Raw genomic sequence first — 15187 nt, forward strand, 5'->3', positions numbered from 1 at the left:
CTGATTCCCTTCACGTACGGGAGTGCCGTATGACCCCCACCGTCTCCGCCTCCGGGCTGAGCCTGCACTACGGGCGCACCCGCGCCCTCGACGACGTGTCGCTGCGGCTCACCCCGGGCGTCACCGGTCTGCTCGGGCCCAACGGCGCGGGGAAGACCACGCTGCTGCGCGTGCTCGCCACCGCCGTCCCCGCCGACCGGGGCGCCTTCACCGTGCTCGGGCACGACCCCGGGACCTCGCGCGGACGCCAGGAGGTGCGGCGGCGGCTCGGTTATCTGCCGCAGACGCCCGGCTTCCACCCGGACTTCACCGCCTTCGAGTTCGTCGACTACGTGGCGATCCTCAAGGAACTGGCGGACCGCAGGGAACGGCACCGCGAGGTCCGGCGGGTCCTGGAGGAGGTCGACCTCGGGGACGTGCGCGGACGCCGGATCAAGAAGCTGTCCGGCGGCATGCGGCAGCGGGTCGCGCTGGCCGCCGCGCTGGTGGGCGACCCGGGGTTTCTGGTGCTCGACGAGCCGACCGTCGGTCTCGACCCCGAGCAGCGGATGCGGTTCAGGGAGCTGATCGCCGAGGCGGGGGAGGGGCGGACCGTGCTCCTGTCCACCCACCAGACCGAGGACGTGGCGATGCTCTGCCACCGGGTGATCGTCATGGCGGCCGGCGCCGTGCGGTTCGACGGGACCCCGGCCGAGCTGACGGCGCGGGCCGCCGGAAGGGTGTGGAGCAGCACGGAGAAGGACCCCGGCGCCAAGGCCGGGTGGCGCACCGGCACCGGCTCCTTCCGGAACGTGGGCGACCCGCCCCCGGGAGCCGAGCCCGCCGCCCCCACCCTGGAGGACGGCTACCTGCTCGTCCTGGACGACGCCGGCACGGAGGTGGCCGCGTGAGCGCCGTAGCGGTGGAGGAGTCCGCGCCCGTGCAGACACCGCTCCACGACCGCGGAGCGCGGGCCGTGCTCGCCCTCGCCCGGTTCGAGGCCCGCAGGCTGCTGCTGAGCATTCCCGTCGTCATCGCCTTCGTGGCCTACGTCGCCTGGATCGTCTGGCGTACACGGGACTCCTGGGACGGCAACCCCGTCCTCCAGGACGCCGACCGCGCCACCCAGTCCATGCCGATGCTCGTCGGCCTCGCCGTCCTGCTGTGCGCCGCCCGCGCGGTGGTGCGCTCCGAACGGCACGGCACCGAGCCGCACTTCGCGACGCTGGTCCTGCAGCCCTGGCGCCGTACGGCCGCCCACGCGCTGTCCGTCGTACCGGCCGCCCTGCTCACCGCCGTCTGCGTGGCCGGGCAGTTCGGCTGGGAGGCGCTCAAGCCGGGTGCGGTCGGACACGGTTCGCCGGCCGAGCTGGCCGTGGGGCCGCTGACGGTGCTGGCGTTCGGGACGCTTGGGGTGCTGCTCGGCCGCCTGACGATGTCGGCCTTCGCCGCACCCCTGCTGGTGGTCGTGCTCCTGTTCGTGTTCGTTCTCGGGACCGGGCCGAGCGAGGCGAGCGGGCTGTCCTGGCTGGCACCGGCCGTCCCCGTGATCGGCCCCGACTCCCTGCCCTCCGACCTGCTGGGACGCCCCGCCGCCTGGCACGCCCTGTACCTGGCGGGCGCGGCCCTGTGCATCGCCTTCCTCGCCATGGCCGTCGCCGGCGGACGCGGTGCGTTCGTCCGGGCCGGCCTCGCCCTGAGCCTCGCCGCCGCGGTGACCGGCGGTGTGCTCCAGGCCCGGGGTGTGACGCCGTCGCCGGAGCTGACCGCGGCCCGCGAGCACGCCTCGGCGGACCCCGACCTCACCTGCGCCGAGCACGGCGGTTCGACGTACTGCGCCCTCCCCGAGTGGGCGCCCCGCACCGGCGCCTGGGCCGAGGTCGTGGACCGGGTCCAGGCCGTGGCCGGCGGCTCCGCGCACGACCGGCCACTCGTCGTACGGCAGCGGATCGACGCCCGCTACGGGCCGGGCACCGACGCCTCGATCCCCGCGTCGACCGAACCGCACCGGGTCACCGTGGGCACCGCCTGGGGCGGCAACCGGGTCCCCGAGTTCTCCAGCGCGGTCGCCGCCGTCCTCGTCGCGGGCACGGAGGCGGCCGGCAGCGAGCTGTGCGACGGGCGGATGGTCACCGTCATGTGGCTCTCCCTGAGCTGGCAGGACGACCCGATGGACGCCCTGCGCCGGGTCCGCCTCGACGACAGCGTGACGGGCTCCGCGATCGTCCTGTCGCCCACCGACCCGCTGTCCATGACCGAGGGCCAGACGGACGTCGTACGCCGTCTGCTGGAGAACCCGCCCGCCGGGACCGGGGCCCGGGTCAAGAAGCACTGGGCCGAACTGACCGCACCGGGTGTCACGACCGCCCGCGTCGCCGAACTCCTCGGCGTGCCCGGCCCGAAGAAGGCGGACTCGTGCGAGGACTGACGGCGTCCCGGGGATCGCTGACGGTGGACCTGGTCGGCCCACTGTGGCGCACGCTCCCCTGGCGGGCCCTGGCCGCGGCGGGCGCCCTCGGCCTGCTGGTCGCCGCCACCCCGGCCGCGACCGGCGCCGAACCGGCCCCCTGGCAGACGTTGTTACTGCTGCGGGGCGCCGCCCTGACCGGCGCACTCGGCCTGGCCTTCCTGCTGGACGACCCGGCCCGCCACCTCACCGCGCCCGTGCCGACGCCGAGGCTCGTCCGGCAGGCGCTGCGGGTGGCCCTGGTCGCGCCGCTCGCCGCGCTGTGGTGGACGGCCGTACTGCTCCTGACGCCCTCGGCGTCCCGGCCCCCGGTCGGCGGGGTCACCCTGGAGGCGGTGACGGTGGGCGCCTTCGCCCTCGCCGCTGCGGCCCTGGCCGTACGGCTGACGGACGATGCCCGTCCGGGTCCGTTCGTCGCGGCGGCCCTGCTGCTCACGGCCGTTCTCGCGCCCCTGCTCGCGCCGGAGGGCTGGGCGCTGTTCGTCCAGGCCGAGGACCCGCGCTGGTCCGCCGGGCACGAGCGGTGGGCGGTGCTGGCGGCGGCGGTGGTCCTGGTGGGGGCGGCGTGCGGGCCGGAGCCGCTGGGGCGCGGACGCGGCCGGCGTCCGGCCCTCATACGGCCGGACGGCCGGTGACCGTTCCCGTGCGGCCGGACGGCCGGTGACCGTTCCCGTGCAGCCAGGAGGCCGGTGACCGTTCCGTGCGGCCAGGCGGCTGGTGACCGTTCCCGTGCGGCCGGACGCCGGGGACCGCTCCCCGTACGGCCAGGCGGCCGGAGACCGTTCCCGTGCGGCCGGACGGCCGGTGACCGTTCCCGTGCAGCCAGGAGGTCAGTAACCGCTCCCGTGCGGCCAGGCGGCTGGCGACCGCTCCCGTGCGGCCGGACGCCGGGGACCGCTCCCCGTACGGCCCGTCGGTGGGTCACGTCTCCGTGCGGTACATCAGGTCCGTCTCGTGGGTGGTGAAGCCGAGGCGTTCGTAGACCGACACGGCGGCCTTGTTGTCGGCGTCGACGTACAGCATCGCCGTGGGCAGGCCCTGCCCCTCCAGGTGCCGCAGGCCGATCGTGGTGAGGGCCTTGCCCAGGCCGCCGCCCTGGGTGTCGGGGCGGATGCCGAGGACGTACACCTCGCCGAGCCCCTCCTCCGCGTGCACCTTGGTCCAGTGGAAGCCGATCAGCTCGCCGTCCCGCTCGGCGAGGAAGAAGCCCGCCGGGTCGAACCACGACTCGGCCTTTCGGTCGTCGAGGTCCCGCTGGGTGAGCGAGCCCTGTTCCGGGTGGTGGGCGAAGGCGGCGGCGTTCACGGCGAGCCAGGCCGCGTCGTCCTGCCCGGGCACGAAGGCACGCACACTCACACCCTCGGGCAGGCGCGGCTCCGGCAGCTCCAGACCGGCCAACGGGCGCCGCATCTGCCGCAGTTCCCGGAACAGGGACAGCCCGAGCACCTGCGCGAGATGCCGGGCGGCGGAGTGCCCGCCGTGCGCCCAGACGCGCAGCCGCTTGCCCGAGGCGGCGAGCAGGGCGGAGCCCAGGGCCCGCCCGTGGCCCTGACCCCGGTGAGAGGGGTGGACGACCAGTTCGGCGGCCGGCGGCTCGACCGGGTCGGTGCCCTCCAGTTGGGCGTAGCCGACGAGTTCGTCGTCGCCGACGGTGAGCAGCAGATGCGCGACGCCCTCCCGCGCGGGCCCGCGCAACTGCAGCCGGCCCTGCTCGGACACGGCGTGCTGCCCGTCGTTCCGGGCCGCGTCGGTGAGCAGGGCGAGGACGGCGTCGGTCTGCTCCGGCGTGAGTTCGGCGAGGGTCTCGATCGAGCGGGGGCGGCCGGGCCGCACGGTGTCGTCGCTGGTCATGCATACGAGAGTAAGGGGAGGGCGGGGCGGAGCGGCGGCAGCGGACGAGGAGGACGAAGGGAGTGAAGTTAAACCAGGTCGTAACCCGGAAGCCCCTGTCGCGCTACGCGCGTTGACTCTAGGCTGCTGCGCCGACGAGCCGTCTCCTCAGCGGCTCGCGCCACGCACACCCACAGGGGGGCGCATGCCAGCCACAGCACAGTCGCACCAGCCGCGTCGCAGACGCCGTACCAGCCGTCTCCTCGTCGCGGCCGCCACCGTCGTCACCGCCGGGGCGCTCGCCGCGGCGGCCCTGCCGGCCTCGGCGAGCACGGGCGCAGACGCCCGGGGCCATGGCGGCCACGGGAAGGGCCACGGCCGCTACCAGGACGTCCAACTCCTCTCCTTCAACGACCTGCACGGCAACCTGGAGCCGCCCGCCGGATCCTCCGGCCGCGTCACCGAGGTCCAGCCGGACGGCACGACGAAGACGATCGACGCGGGCGGCATCGAGTACCTGGCCACCCACCTGCGCGAGGCCCGCGAGGGCAACCGCTACTCCATCACCGCCGCGGGCGGCGACATGGTCGGCGCGTCCCCCCTGCTGTCCGGCCTCTTCCACGACGAGCCGACGATCGAGGCGCTGAACAAGCTCGACCTGGACGTGACGAGCGTCGGCAACCACGAGTTCGACGAGGGCGCCAGGGAACTGGCCCGCCTCCAGAACGGCGGCTGCCACCCCACCGAGGGCTGCTACACGGACAAGGAGTTCGAGGGCGCCGACTTCCCCTACCTGGCGGCGAACGTCCTCGACGAGAAGACGGGCAAGCCCATCCTCAAGCCCTACTGGGTGTGGAAGCAGCGGGGCGTCAAGGTCGGCTTCATCGGCGTGACCCTGGAGGGCACCCCGAACATCGTCTCGGCCGAGGGCGTGAAGGGCCTGCAGTTCAAGGACGAGGTCGAGACGATCAACAAGTACGCCAAGGAGCTGCAGCGCCAGGGCGTGAAGTCGATCGTCGCGCTCATCCACGAGGGCGGCTTCCCGGCCTCGTCCTCCTACAACTACGACTGCGACTCCCCGGGCGCGGGCGACGGCATCTCGGGTCCGATCGTCGACATCGCCAAGAACATCACCCCGCAGGTGGACGCGCTGGTCACCGGCCACACCCACAACGCGTACGTCTGCACGATCCCCGACCCGGCGGGCAACCCGCGCATGGTCACGTCGGCCTCGTCCTTCGGCCGCCTGTACACGGACACCACGCTGACGTACGACCGCGCGACGGGTGACATCGCCCGTACGTCGGTGAAGTCGGCGAACCACGTGGTGACGCGCGACGTTCCCAAGGCGCCGGACATGACCCGCCTGATCGACAGGTGGAGCACCCTCGCCGCCCCGATCGGCAACCGCCCCATCGGCTACGTCTCCGCCGACATCGACCGGAACGGCACCGAGTCCCCGCTGGGCGACCTGATCGCCGACGCGCAGTTCGCGTACGGCAAGACACAGGACCCGGAGACCGACCTGGCCCTGATGAACCCGGGCGGCATCCGCGCCCCGCTGACCTACGCGGCCTCGGGCGCGGAGGGCGACGGTGTCGTCACGTACGCCGAGGGCTTCACGGTCCAGCCCTTCGCCAACACGGTGAACCTCAGGGACTACACGGGCGCCCAGCTGATCCAGGTCCTTAAGGAGCAGGTCAGCGGCCCGAACGAGGCGTCCCCGAAGATCCTCCAGATCTCGTCCGGCCTCACCTACACCCTGGACCTGACCAAGTCGGGCGCGGACCGGGTGGTGACGGACTCCATCCGTCTGAACGGCGCCCCGATCGACCCGACGGCCACCTACCGCGTCGCGTCGAACAGCTTCCTCGCGGGCGGCGGCGACGGCTTCACCACGCTGGGCGAGGGCACGAACGAACTCGTCGGCGCGGACGACCTGGCGGCCTTCGAGCAGTACCTGACCGCCAACTCCTCGGCGACCGACCCGATCACGCCCCCGGCGGCGGACCGGATCACGGTCGTGCAGTAGGCACGAGCACGGGGCACTCGGCCGAGTGCCCCGTGACGCCGCTCAGGCGTCGAACCGCTCCCGTGCTTCCTCGATGTGACCGAGGTGCCGTTGGGTCCAGTCGCAGATCGCGTCGACCGTGGCGCGCAGGGCGCGGCCCGGTTCGGTGAGGGTGTACTCGACCTTCGGCGGCACGGTCGGATGCACCGTGCGGTGGACCAGGCCGTTGCGCTCCAGCATCCGCAGATTCTGGGTGAGCATCTTGTGGCTGATGCCCTCGACCTCGCCGCGCACCTCGCTGAAGCGCAGGGTGCGTTCGCCCAGCGCCTCGATGATCAGGAGGGCCCACTTGTTGGCGACGTCCGAGAAGATCTCCCGGGCCAGGGAGTCCGCGCGCCGCAGGTCCGCGTCCTCGGGCAGGCCGTTGAGCAGTTGCTTGGTCACCATCAGGTACCCCAGTCACCGAAAAGTGCGTTCTTCCAGTTCAGCCCTCACTCTCCTACGGTTTCCGAGTAACCACAAGAGAGTCAGCCGGAAGGGCGAGCACCATGACCACCCACGATGTGTTCCGTTTCGACGTGCCGGCCGAGGACGACTTCGGCTACTCCCAGGCGATCAGGTCGGGCGAGCTGGTCCACGTCTCCGGGCAGCTCGCGTTCGACGAGGCGGGTGAGTTTCCGGACGGGGGCGACTTCGCCGCCCAGCTCCGGCGCACGCACGCCAACATGGACCGGGTCCTGGACCACTACGGAGCAACCCGCAACCAGATCGTGTCGCAGACCCTGTACGTCGTGGACCTGCGGCAGCACGCCGCCGCGGTGGCGCGGGGCAATCTGGCGTACTTCGGCGGGCACCGTCCGGCCAGCACGGTCCTGGGCGTGACCGAGCTGACCCTGCCCGGTCAGGTCGTCGAGATCGGCTTCGTCATCGATCTTCGGCTGCCTGCCTGAGGTCTCCCTCCGGCGGCGGCACGGGCGCCCCCGGCAGCCGGATCGTGGCGGTGGTTCCGCCGCCCTCGGCCCGGGTCAGGCCCACCGTGCCGCCCGCCTGCTGCACCGTCCGCGCCACGATGGACAGGCCCAGGCCCGAGCCGGGCAGCGCGCGGGCGCTCGGGGAGCGCCAGAAGCGGTCGAAGACGTGGGGGAGTTCGTCGGCGGGGATGCCGGGGCCGTGGTCGCGGACGGTGAGGACGCCGTCGGCGAGGCGTACGTCGATCGTGCCGCCGTCCGGGCTGAACTTCACCGCGTTGTCCAGGATGTTGACCACCGCGCGTTCCAGCGCGGCCGGTTCCGCCCGTACGTACCAGGGGTGCACGTCCGCGTTGATCGTCAGCTCCGGGCCGCGCAGCCGGGCGCGGCGCAGCGCCGACTCGACGACGTCCTGCCAGGCGAGGATGCGGGTGCGGCCCGCGTGCTGGCCGGTGTCGGGGCGGGAGAGTTCCTGGAGGTCGCCGATGAGCGCCGCCAGCTCCGTCATCTGGGCCTTGACCGAGGCGAGGAGCGCCTTGCGGTCGGCCTCCGGGATCGGGCGGCCGGTCTCCTCGCTGCGGGTGAGCAGCTCGATGTTGGTGCGCAGGGAGGTGAGGGGGGTGCGCAGTTCGTGGCCGGCGTCGGCGATCAGCTGCTGCTGGAGGTCGCGGGAGCTGGCCAGGGACGAGGTCATGCTGTTGAAGGAGCGGGAGAGGCGGGCGATCTCGTCGTCGCTGTCGTCCTCGACCGGGATGCGGACGGTGAGGTCCTCGGTGCGGGCGACGTGCTCGACGGCCTCGGTGAGTTCGTCGACGGGACGCAGGCCGGTGCGTGCCACCCACAGCCCGGCGACGCCGGCGCCGAGGACTCCGATTCCGGAGACGAGGAGGAGGATCAGCGCAAGGTCGTTGAGCGTGGTCTGGGTGCCCTTCAGCGGTACGGCGGCGATGAGCGCGGCGCCCGCTCTCTCCTGCGTGACCGGGTTGGTGATGGTCACCGGCAGGGTCAGCACGCGCAGTTCGGTGCCGTCCTCGGCCGTGCCGTTGCGGAAGCTGCCCTCGCGGGGCGAACCGTTCTCGATCACCTCCTGGTCGGCTTCCGTCACCTTGATCTGACCCACCGAGGTGCTGAACAAGCAGACCGTCCCGGTCGCCGTGACCACCTGGGAGTAGGTCGTCCGCAGGCCGTTGACGCCTTCCCGCGGGGTCTGCGAGCAGTTGTTGAGCGCTTCCCTGGCCTGGTCACGCTGCTGCGGGTCGTTCAGCATCGTGGCCTTCTTGAGGTCGCTGTCGACCTGGTCGTACAGCCGCCCCTGGACGATGAACCAGCACGTCACCGAAACCGCCGCCACCGCGAACGCCACCGCCGCCGCCACCAGCAGTGACAGCCGCGCCCGGATGGGCAGGGCGCGGACCCGGCGGGCGAGGGAGGTCACTCCGCGCCGCCCTGCCGCAGGACGTAGCCGACGCCGCGGACGGTGTGCACGAGGCGCGGCTCGCCGCCCGCCTCGGTCTTGCGGCGCAGGTACATGACGTACACGTCGAGGGAGTTCGAGGACGGTTCGAAGTCGAAGCCCCAGACGGCCTTCAGGATCTGCTCCCGGGTGAGGACCTGGCGCGGGTGCGCCATGAACATCTCCAGCAGGGTGAACTCCGTGCGGGTCAGCTCGACCGGGCGCCCGGCCCGCGTGACCTCGCGTGTGGCCAGGTCCATGGTCAGGTCGGCGAAGGCGAGGGTGTCCTCGTCCTCCGCGGTGGCCGCCACCGCCGCCGCGTAGGAGCTGCGGCGCAGCAGCGCGCGGATACGGGCGAACAGCTCGTCCAGCTCGAACGGCTTGACCAGGTAGTCGTCCGCCCCCGCGTCCAGGCCGGTCACCCGGTCCCCGACCGTGTCGCGGGCCGTCAGCATCAGGATCGGGGTGAGGTCGCCCGCGCCGCGGATGCGGCGGGCGGCGGTCAGGCCGTCCATGCGGGGCATCTGGATGTCCAGGACGACGAGGTCGGGACGGTACGCGGCGGCCTTCTCCAGGGCGTCGGCGCCGTCGACGGCGACCTCGGTGCCGTAGCCCTCGAAGGCGAGGCTGCGCTGGAGGGCCTCGCGGACCGCCGGCTCGTCGTCGACGATCAGGATGCGCTGGGTCTCACGGTCACGGTCGCCGTCTGCGGGGCTCATGGTCTCGGGATCCTCGGATGCGGTGGGTACGGGAGCTGCCAACGCCTTCAGCGTCGCACGTTCTCGCCCCCGGTCAGTTGCTCGCACCCGCCCGCAGCTCGGGCAGGTCCGCCTTCACCGTGTTGATCGGGATGGCGAAGCCCAGGCCCACGCTGCCCGCGCTCGCGGAGGACTCGGTCGCCGAGTACATCGCGGAGTTGATGCCGATGATGTTGCCGTTCATGTCGATCAGGGCGCCGCCGGAGTTGCCCGGGTTGAGGGACGCGTCGGTCTGGATCGCCTTGTACGTCGTCGTGGACGAGCCGGTGTCGCCGTTGAACTGCTGCCCGCCGAACTCGAACGGCCACTGGCCGCCCTGCCGCTGCTGCTGTTGCTGCTGGCCCTCGTCCGTCGAGACGGTCACGTCGCGGTCGAGCGCGGAGACGATGCCGCTGGTCACGGTGCCGGTCAGGCCCTCGGGAGAGCCGATGGCGACGACCTGGTCGCCGACCCCGATGCCGTCGGAGTCGCCGAGGGTCGCGGCCTTGAGGCCGGAGGCGTTCTCCAGCTTGATCAGCGCGAGGTCCTTCTTGCTGTCGGTGCCGACGACCTCGGCGGTGTACTGCTTGCCGTCGTTCGTCGTCACCTTGACGGACGAGGCGCCGGCGACGACGTGGTTGTTGGTGACGATCTCGCCGTCGTCGGTGATGATCACGCCGGAGCCGGTGGAGGAGCCGGCGTTCGAGGTGGCGTTGATCTCGACGATGCTCGGGCTGACCGCCTTCGCGACCCCGGAGACCGTGCCCTTCTGGCTGGAGGGCACCACGTTGGTGCTGGTCGCGCCGGCGGCGACGGTGTCGCCGCCGGTCAGCTCCTGGATGCCGTACGCCGTGCCGCCGCCGACGGCGGCCGCGACGATCGCCACGGCCACGAGCAGGGCGGCGGGGCCGCGCCGCCTGGCCGGGCGCTTGCCGTGCGGCGGCTCGGGCAGCGGCTGCGTGGGGTGGTTCCCGGGCGGCTGCGCCGGCGGGGGCGGCCACTCCGGGTTGACGGGAGAGGAGGCGTGCTGGTGGGTTCCCTGGTACGGGTTCGCGTGCTCGTACTCGCCGTTCGGGCGGAGGCTCTCGGTCATGTCCATGAGCTTCCCGCCCTCGGATGAGAGCGGCCTGAGTGCTGTCTGAGAAGCCCGGCAGAACCTCGTATGCCCGATATAAAGAAGTCGGACGGTGTCCTACGCGCAGCCGCAGGACTGCCGGACCACCAGCTGCGACGGGAACACCTTCAGCCGCTCGCGCCGGGAGCCCGCCACCCGCAGACCGTCGTCGAGGACCAGGTCCACCGCGGCCCGCGCCATCGCCGAGCGGTCCGAGGCGACCGTCGTCAGGGGCGGGTCGGCGAGATCCGCCTCCTTGATGTCGTCGAAACCGGCCACCGCCAGCTCGCCGGGGACGTCGATGCGCAGCTCGCGGGCCGCGCGCAGCAGGCCGATCGCCTGGTCGTCGGTGGAGCAGAAGATCGCGGGCGGGCGCTGCGGGCCGGAGAGCAGCTCCAGGCCCACCCGGTAGGCGTCGTAGCGGTTGTACGGCGCCTCGAAGAGCCGGCCCTCGGTGGAGAGCCCGGCCTCCTTCATCGCGCGCTTCCAGCCCTCGACGTGGTCGGAGACCGGGTCGCCGACGGACGGGGTCTCGGCGGTGCCGCCCATACAGGCGACGTACGCGTACCCGTGCTCCAGCAGGTGGCGTACGGCGAGCTGGGCGCCGCCCAGGTCGTCGGTGACGACGGCGACGTCGTCGATGGCCTCGGGGCGCTCGTGCAGCAGGACCACCCGGGCGTCCCAGGCGTCGATCTCGGCGGCGGCGTTGTCGTTCAGCGCGTGGCTGACCAGGATCAGGCCGGACACCCGCATGCCGAGGAAGGCGCGCAGGTAGTGGACCTCGCGCTCGCCGACGTAGTCGCTGTTGCCGACGAGGACCATTTTCCCGCGCTCGGAGGCGGCCCACTCGACCGCGTGCGCCATCTCCGCGAAGAACGGCTGGCGCGCGTCCGGCACGATCAGCCCTATGAGGTCCGTGCGCCGCGACGCCATCGCCTGGGCGACCCGGTCCGGGCGGTACCCCAGTTCCTTGATCGCGGCGAGGACACGCTCGCGCGTGGCCGGGGCGACCGGCCGGGGTCCGTTGTTGATGACGTAGCTGACGACGGCGGTGGAAGTCCCCGCCAGCCGCGCCACATCGTCCCGAGTCACCTTGGCCACGCGCGGAGTCTACGCGGATGGACCCGCTCCGGGCAGGGCGTATCACACCTTGGATGACCTTGCGCCCGCCGCCTCGGTCTTCTCGGCGGCCGCCTTCCCGGGCTTCCCGGCCTGCTCGCTCTTCCCGCTGCTCCCGCTCTTCTCGGCCTTCTCGCCCTTCTCGGGCTTGTCCGTCTTCTCCGGCGTCACGAAGCGGTAGCCGACGTTGCGGACGGTGCCGATCAGCGACTCGTGCTCGGGGCCGAGCTTGGCGCGCAGCCGCCGTACGTGCACGTCGACCGTGCGGGTGCCGCCGAAGTAGTCGTAGCCCCACACCTCCTGGAGCAGCTGGGCGCGGGTGAACACGCGGCCCGGGTGCTGGGCGAGGTACTTCAGCAGCTCGAACTCCTTGAAGGTCAGGTCCAGGACCCGGCCCTTGAGCTTCGCGGAGTACGTCGCCTCGTCCACCGACAGGTCGCCGTTGCGGATCTCCATGGGGGAGTCGTCGCCGCCGAGCTGCTGGCGGCCGGTGGCCAGCCGCAGCCGCGCCTCGACCTCCGCGGGGCCGGCGGTGTCGAGGAGTACGTCGTCGATGCCCCAGTCGGCGGTGACGGCGGCGAGCCCGCCCTCGGTGACGATGAGGACGAGGGGGCAGCTCAGGCCCGTGGAGCGCAGCAGCTGGCACAGGCTGCGGATCTGGGGGAGGTCGCGGCGGCCGTCGACGAGGATGACGTCGGCGCCGGGGGTGTCGACGAGCGCGGGGCCCTCGGCGGGGGCGACGCGTACGTTGTGCAGCAGCAGTCCGAGGGCGGGGAGCACCTCCGTCGACGGCTGGAGGGCGTTGGTCAGGAGCAGCAGAGAACTCATCGCGCCCCACCTGCCTGGGACGGTTTGTGGTCGTGCCCGGTTCGCTCGCCCATAACGTCTGGTTCCTCCTGGGTCCCTGCGAGGACGTTTGCGGCACTGCTTCGTACTGGTGGCGTCCGGGAGGTGAATGCCCGGCGACCGCCCGACGACCGCCCGGCATCGCTCCCGAAAGCACGAAAGGACCCGGGGGCTACGGTGCCCGAGTCCTCTGCCCAGCAGAATAGCCGACATGAGCAACCGACCGGCGGGTCATGTGGCGCGTTCCACCCGTCGTCCAGACAATCGTCCGCATCCCGAGACGCCCCGGGGAGCGCCGCGCCGCACGCCCGCGCGCACCTTCCTCCGTACGGCCGACGGTGTCCCCGTCGATGCCGTGTACGAGCCGGGACCGAACCGACGCGACCCCTCTGACCTGGTCTTCGTCGTCGCGCACGGGTTTACGGGCGACGCGGACCGGCCGCACGTACGGCGGATCGCGGCGGCGTTCGCGCGGCACGGTGCCGTGGTCACGTTCTCCTTCCGGGGCCACGGAGCCTCCGGCGGACGGTCCACGGTCGGGGACCGCGAGGTGCTCGACCTGGCCGCGGCGGTCGCGTGGGCGCGCGGCTTCGGGCACGCGCGCGTGGCGACCGTCGGCTTCTCCATGGGCGGCTCGGTGGTCCTGCGGCACGCCGCCCTGTACGCCGGCGACGAGGAGGCGGGCACGGACGCCGTCGTGTCGGTCAGCTCCCCCGCCCGCTGGTACTACCGGGGCACGGCACCCATGCGCCGGCTGCACTGGCTGGTGATGCGCCCCACCGGGCGCCTGGTGGGCCGCTACGGCCTGCGCACCCGGATCCACCACCGGGACTGGGACCCGGTGCCGCTGTCGCCGGTGGAGGCGGTGCCGCGGATCGCGCCGACGCCACTGCTGGTCGTGCACGGCGACCGGGACGGCTACTTCCCCCTCGACCACCCCCGGATGCTGGCCGAGGCGGCCGGCGACCACGGCGAACTCTGGCTGGAACCCGGCATGGGCCATGCCGAGAACGCCTCCGACGAGGCCCTGCTGCACCGCATCGGCGACTGGGCGGTGGCGGCGGCGGGCTAGCCTGACGTTGTTCATCGCCGACGACGAAGGAACGAGATGGCAAAGGTCACGGTGCGCTACTGGGCCGCCGCGAAGGCCGCGGCGGGGGTGGCCGAGGAGCCGTACGACGCGGCGACGCTCGCCGACGCGCTGGACGCGGTGCGCGAGCGCCACCCCGGCGAACTCACGCGCGTGCTGCTGCGCTGCTCGTTCCTGGTCGACGGCGACCCCGTGGGCACCCGCGGGCATGAGACGGTACGGCTGGCCGAGGGCGGCACGGTCGAGGTGCTCCCGCCGTTCGCAGGAGGGTGAGCGATGACCGACCAGCCGCATCAGCCGTACGGGCAGCAACCGTACGAGGGACACGACGCGCAGGCGTGGCCCGGGCAGCAGCCGTACCAGTCGTACCAGGGCTACGGCGAGCAGCAGCCGGACCCGGACGCCGGCCAGTACACGCAGCAGTGGCAGGGGCAGACCTGGGAGACGCAGGTGCAGCCGCCGGTCTCCGCGGAGGAGACGGCGTACCTGCCGCCGTACGCCCAGCCGCAACCTGAGCCGTACCCGCCGCAGGGGTACGGACAGCCGCAGCCGTACCAGTCCCAGGCACAGCCGTACGCGCCGCAGCCCCAGCCGCAGCCGCAGCCGTACGAGCCCCCCGCGCCCGCACCGTCCCCGGCTTCCGCCTCTCCCTCCCCCTCCGTCTCCTCCTCCGACGAGCCCGGTTACGGCCCGGCCACCGTCGCGGGGAACACGCGGATCACCGACGCGCAGCGGGCCCGGGCCGAAGGGCGATCGCCGATCATCGACCCGGGCATGCAGCCGGCCGGTCTCACCGCGCTGCTCGGGCTGCTGCTGTCGGGAGCGGCGGCGCTCGGCACCTACGCCCTCCTCGTCCCGCTCGTCGTCCTCCAGGCGGTCACCGCGGCGGGCTGGTTCCGGCTGAACGGCATGTGGCCCGCCCGGCAGGGCATCGCGCTGGGCTTCCTGGGGGCGCTCGCCGCCGACGCGGCGCTGCTGGTGTCGGACCGCTCCCCGGCGGCGATCCTCGGCACGCTCGGGGTGTGGGTGCTGCTCTCCCTCGTCCTCCAGCTCCGCTCGCACGCCGACCCCGACGAGCGGATGTACGGCCTGATGGCGACGATCGCCGCGGCGGCCCTGGCCGTCGTCGCGGGCGGATATCTCGCCGCCGACGCGGACGCGGTGGCCGTCGGCGGGATCGCGGTGGCCGTGGCCGCCGTGGCCCGCGCGCTGCCGTTGCCGACCCCGGCGTCCGTGGTGGTCGCGCTGCTCGCGGCGGCCGGGGCGGGGATCGCGGCCGGCTCGATGACGGACTTCGGGGCCTCGGGTGCGCTGCTCGGTGCGGGCGCGGCGGTCTGCGCGCTGATCGGCCTGCGGGTCGCGGCGTACGACTACCCCTCCCGCTTCGTCCACTTCACGGCGGGCGTGGCCCTGCCCCTCGCGGCGGCGGCCCCGGCCGTGTACGTCCTGGGCCGGGCCTTGGCCTGAGCCCCCGCGCGGCACCGCGTCCCCGGGCAACGGCGGCCCCCGTCACAGGTGTCGGCGCCCCCTGTCACAGCTGTTCGACAAAACCCGGGGGGCGCCGGGGGCCCGC

The 15187-nt window shown here is 73.0% G+C and carries 15 protein-coding genes; 8 read left to right on the forward strand and 7 right to left on the reverse strand.

Going from position 1 to position 15187, the window contains the following annotated elements; translation table 11 throughout:
* Positions 1-29: 29 nt before the first annotated feature.
* From D1J63_RS19700 to D1J63_RS19710, 3 genes are read left to right on the forward strand one after another with little or no spacing between them, the layout of a single operon-like run.
* Complete coding sequence (locus D1J63_RS19700) at positions 30-890, forward strand: ABC transporter ATP-binding protein (RefSeq protein WP_061443957.1); 861 nt, start codon at positions 30-32, stop codon at positions 888-890.
* Positions 887-2407, forward strand: a complete 1521-nt coding sequence (locus tag D1J63_RS19705; RefSeq protein ID WP_125630366.1) for an ABC transporter permease — start codon at positions 887-889, stop codon at positions 2405-2407. The genes D1J63_RS19700 and D1J63_RS19705 overlap by 4 nt, the downstream gene beginning before the upstream one ends.
* Entirely contained in the window at positions 2395-3081 is a 687-nt protein-coding gene (locus tag D1J63_RS19710) for an ABC transporter (protein ID WP_164712894.1), read from the forward strand. Before D1J63_RS19705 ends, D1J63_RS19710 begins: the two co-directional genes overlap by 13 nt.
* A 286-nt stretch (positions 3082-3367) precedes the next feature.
* Here D1J63_RS19710 and mshD read toward each other — a convergent pair whose 3' ends face one another.
* Entirely contained in the window at positions 3368-4297 is a 930-nt protein-coding gene (mshD, locus tag D1J63_RS19715; RefSeq protein WP_125630368.1) for a mycothiol synthase, read from the reverse strand.
* A 184-nt stretch (positions 4298-4481) separates the two neighbouring features.
* On the opposite strand from mshD, the gene D1J63_RS19720 reads away from it, so the two are divergent.
* The gene (locus tag D1J63_RS19720) at positions 4482-6308 is read left to right on the forward strand and encodes a bifunctional metallophosphatase/5'-nucleotidase (protein ID WP_125630370.1); all 1827 of its coding nucleotides are present in this window, start codon (positions 4482-4484) and stop codon (positions 6306-6308) included.
* A 42-nt stretch (positions 6309-6350) separates the two neighbouring features.
* Here D1J63_RS19720 and D1J63_RS19725 read toward each other — a convergent pair whose 3' ends face one another.
* Entirely contained in the window at positions 6351-6734 is a 384-nt protein-coding gene (locus D1J63_RS19725) for a helix-turn-helix domain-containing protein (RefSeq protein WP_125630372.1), read from the reverse strand.
* Positions 6735-6835: 101 nt separating this feature from the next.
* Here D1J63_RS19725 and D1J63_RS19730 point away from each other — a divergent pair, with 101 nt between their 5' ends.
* On the forward strand, positions 6836-7237 hold the full coding sequence (locus tag D1J63_RS19730; protein ID WP_125630374.1) for a RidA family protein: 402 nt from the start codon (positions 6836-6838) through the stop codon (positions 7235-7237).
* Here D1J63_RS19730 and D1J63_RS19735 read toward each other — a convergent pair.
* The 5 genes from D1J63_RS19735 to D1J63_RS19755 all read right to left on the reverse strand — a co-directional run bounded on the left by D1J63_RS19735 (position 7212) and on the right by D1J63_RS19755 (position 12506).
* Complete coding sequence (locus D1J63_RS19735; RefSeq protein WP_125630376.1) at positions 7212-8690, reverse strand: HAMP domain-containing sensor histidine kinase; 1479 nt, start codon at positions 8688-8690, stop codon at positions 7212-7214. The two genes, D1J63_RS19730 and D1J63_RS19735, sit on opposite strands and share 26 nt — an antisense overlap.
* Positions 8687-9427 carry a response regulator transcription factor gene (locus D1J63_RS19740; RefSeq protein ID WP_125630378.1) on the reverse strand — a complete coding sequence of 247 codons (741 nt, stop codon included), beginning with the start codon at positions 9425-9427 and terminating at the stop codon, positions 8687-8689. Before D1J63_RS19740 ends, D1J63_RS19735 begins: the two co-directional genes overlap by 4 nt.
* A gap of 73 nt (positions 9428-9500) precedes the next feature.
* Positions 9501-10538: a trypsin-like peptidase domain-containing protein gene (locus tag D1J63_RS19745; RefSeq protein WP_176154763.1), complete on the reverse strand. Its 1038-nt coding sequence runs from the start codon at positions 10536-10538 to the stop codon at positions 9501-9503.
* 99 nt (positions 10539-10637) lie between these two features.
* Entirely contained in the window at positions 10638-11660 is a 1023-nt protein-coding gene (locus D1J63_RS19750) for a LacI family DNA-binding transcriptional regulator (protein WP_087808575.1), read from the reverse strand.
* Between the two features lie 42 nt (positions 11661-11702).
* Entirely contained in the window at positions 11703-12506 is an 804-nt protein-coding gene (locus D1J63_RS19755; protein ID WP_125630382.1) for a response regulator transcription factor, read from the reverse strand.
* A 229-nt stretch (positions 12507-12735) separates the two neighbouring features.
* Here D1J63_RS19755 and D1J63_RS19760 point away from each other — a divergent pair, with 229 nt between their 5' ends.
* The 3 genes from D1J63_RS19760 to D1J63_RS19770 are packed head-to-tail and all read left to right on the forward strand — an operon-like array spanning position 12736 to position 15081.
* On the forward strand, positions 12736-13596 hold the full coding sequence (locus tag D1J63_RS19760) for an alpha/beta fold hydrolase (protein WP_206307630.1): 861 nt from the start codon (positions 12736-12738) through the stop codon (positions 13594-13596).
* 36 nt (positions 13597-13632) lie between these two features.
* Positions 13633-13887: a MoaD/ThiS family protein gene (locus tag D1J63_RS19765; RefSeq protein WP_030403605.1), complete on the forward strand. Its 255-nt coding sequence runs from the start codon at positions 13633-13635 to the stop codon at positions 13885-13887.
* 3 nt (positions 13888-13890) lie between these two features.
* Complete coding sequence (locus D1J63_RS19770) at positions 13891-15081, forward strand: hypothetical protein (protein ID WP_125630384.1); 1191 nt, start codon at positions 13891-13893, stop codon at positions 15079-15081.
* Positions 15082-15187 lie beyond the last annotated feature (106 nt).

This window comes from Streptomyces sp. KPB2 (genome assembly GCF_003950055.1).
Taxonomy (GTDB): Bacteria; Actinomycetota; Actinomycetes; order Streptomycetales; family Streptomycetaceae; genus Streptomyces; species Streptomyces salinarius.

Excerpts from the sequence above, each read along its gene's own strand:
- D1J63_RS19700 (WP_061443957.1), top strand. The coding sequence starts at position 30 with ATGACCCCCACCGTCTCCGCCTCCGGGCTGAGCCTGCACTACGGGCGC.
- mshD (WP_125630368.1), bottom strand. The coding sequence starts at position 4,297 with ATGACCAGCGACGACACCGTGCGGCCCGGCCGCCCCCGCTCGATCGAG.
- D1J63_RS19745 (WP_176154763.1), bottom strand. The coding sequence starts at position 10,538 with ATGACCGAGAGCCTCCGCCCGAACGGCGAGTACGAGCACGCGAACCCG.
- D1J63_RS19760 (WP_206307630.1), top strand. The coding sequence starts at position 12,736 with ATGAGCAACCGACCGGCGGGTCATGTGGCGCGTTCCACCCGTCGTCCA.
- D1J63_RS19765 (WP_030403605.1), top strand. The coding sequence starts at position 13,633 with ATGGCAAAGGTCACGGTGCGCTACTGGGCCGCCGCGAAGGCCGCGGCG.
- D1J63_RS19725 (WP_125630372.1), bottom strand. The coding sequence starts at position 6,734 with ATGGTGACCAAGCAACTGCTCAACGGCCTGCCCGAGGACGCGGACCTG.
- D1J63_RS19740 (WP_125630378.1), bottom strand. The coding sequence starts at position 9,427 with ATGAGCCCCGCAGACGGCGACCGTGACCGTGAGACCCAGCGCATCCTG.
- D1J63_RS19755 (WP_125630382.1), bottom strand. The coding sequence starts at position 12,506 with ATGAGTTCTCTGCTGCTCCTGACCAACGCCCTCCAGCCGTCGACGGAG.
- D1J63_RS19770 (WP_125630384.1), top strand. The coding sequence starts at position 13,891 with ATGACCGACCAGCCGCATCAGCCGTACGGGCAGCAACCGTACGAGGGA.
- D1J63_RS19720 (WP_125630370.1), top strand. The coding sequence starts at position 4,482 with ATGCCAGCCACAGCACAGTCGCACCAGCCGCGTCGCAGACGCCGTACC.
- D1J63_RS19730 (WP_125630374.1), top strand. The coding sequence starts at position 6,836 with ATGACCACCCACGATGTGTTCCGTTTCGACGTGCCGGCCGAGGACGAC.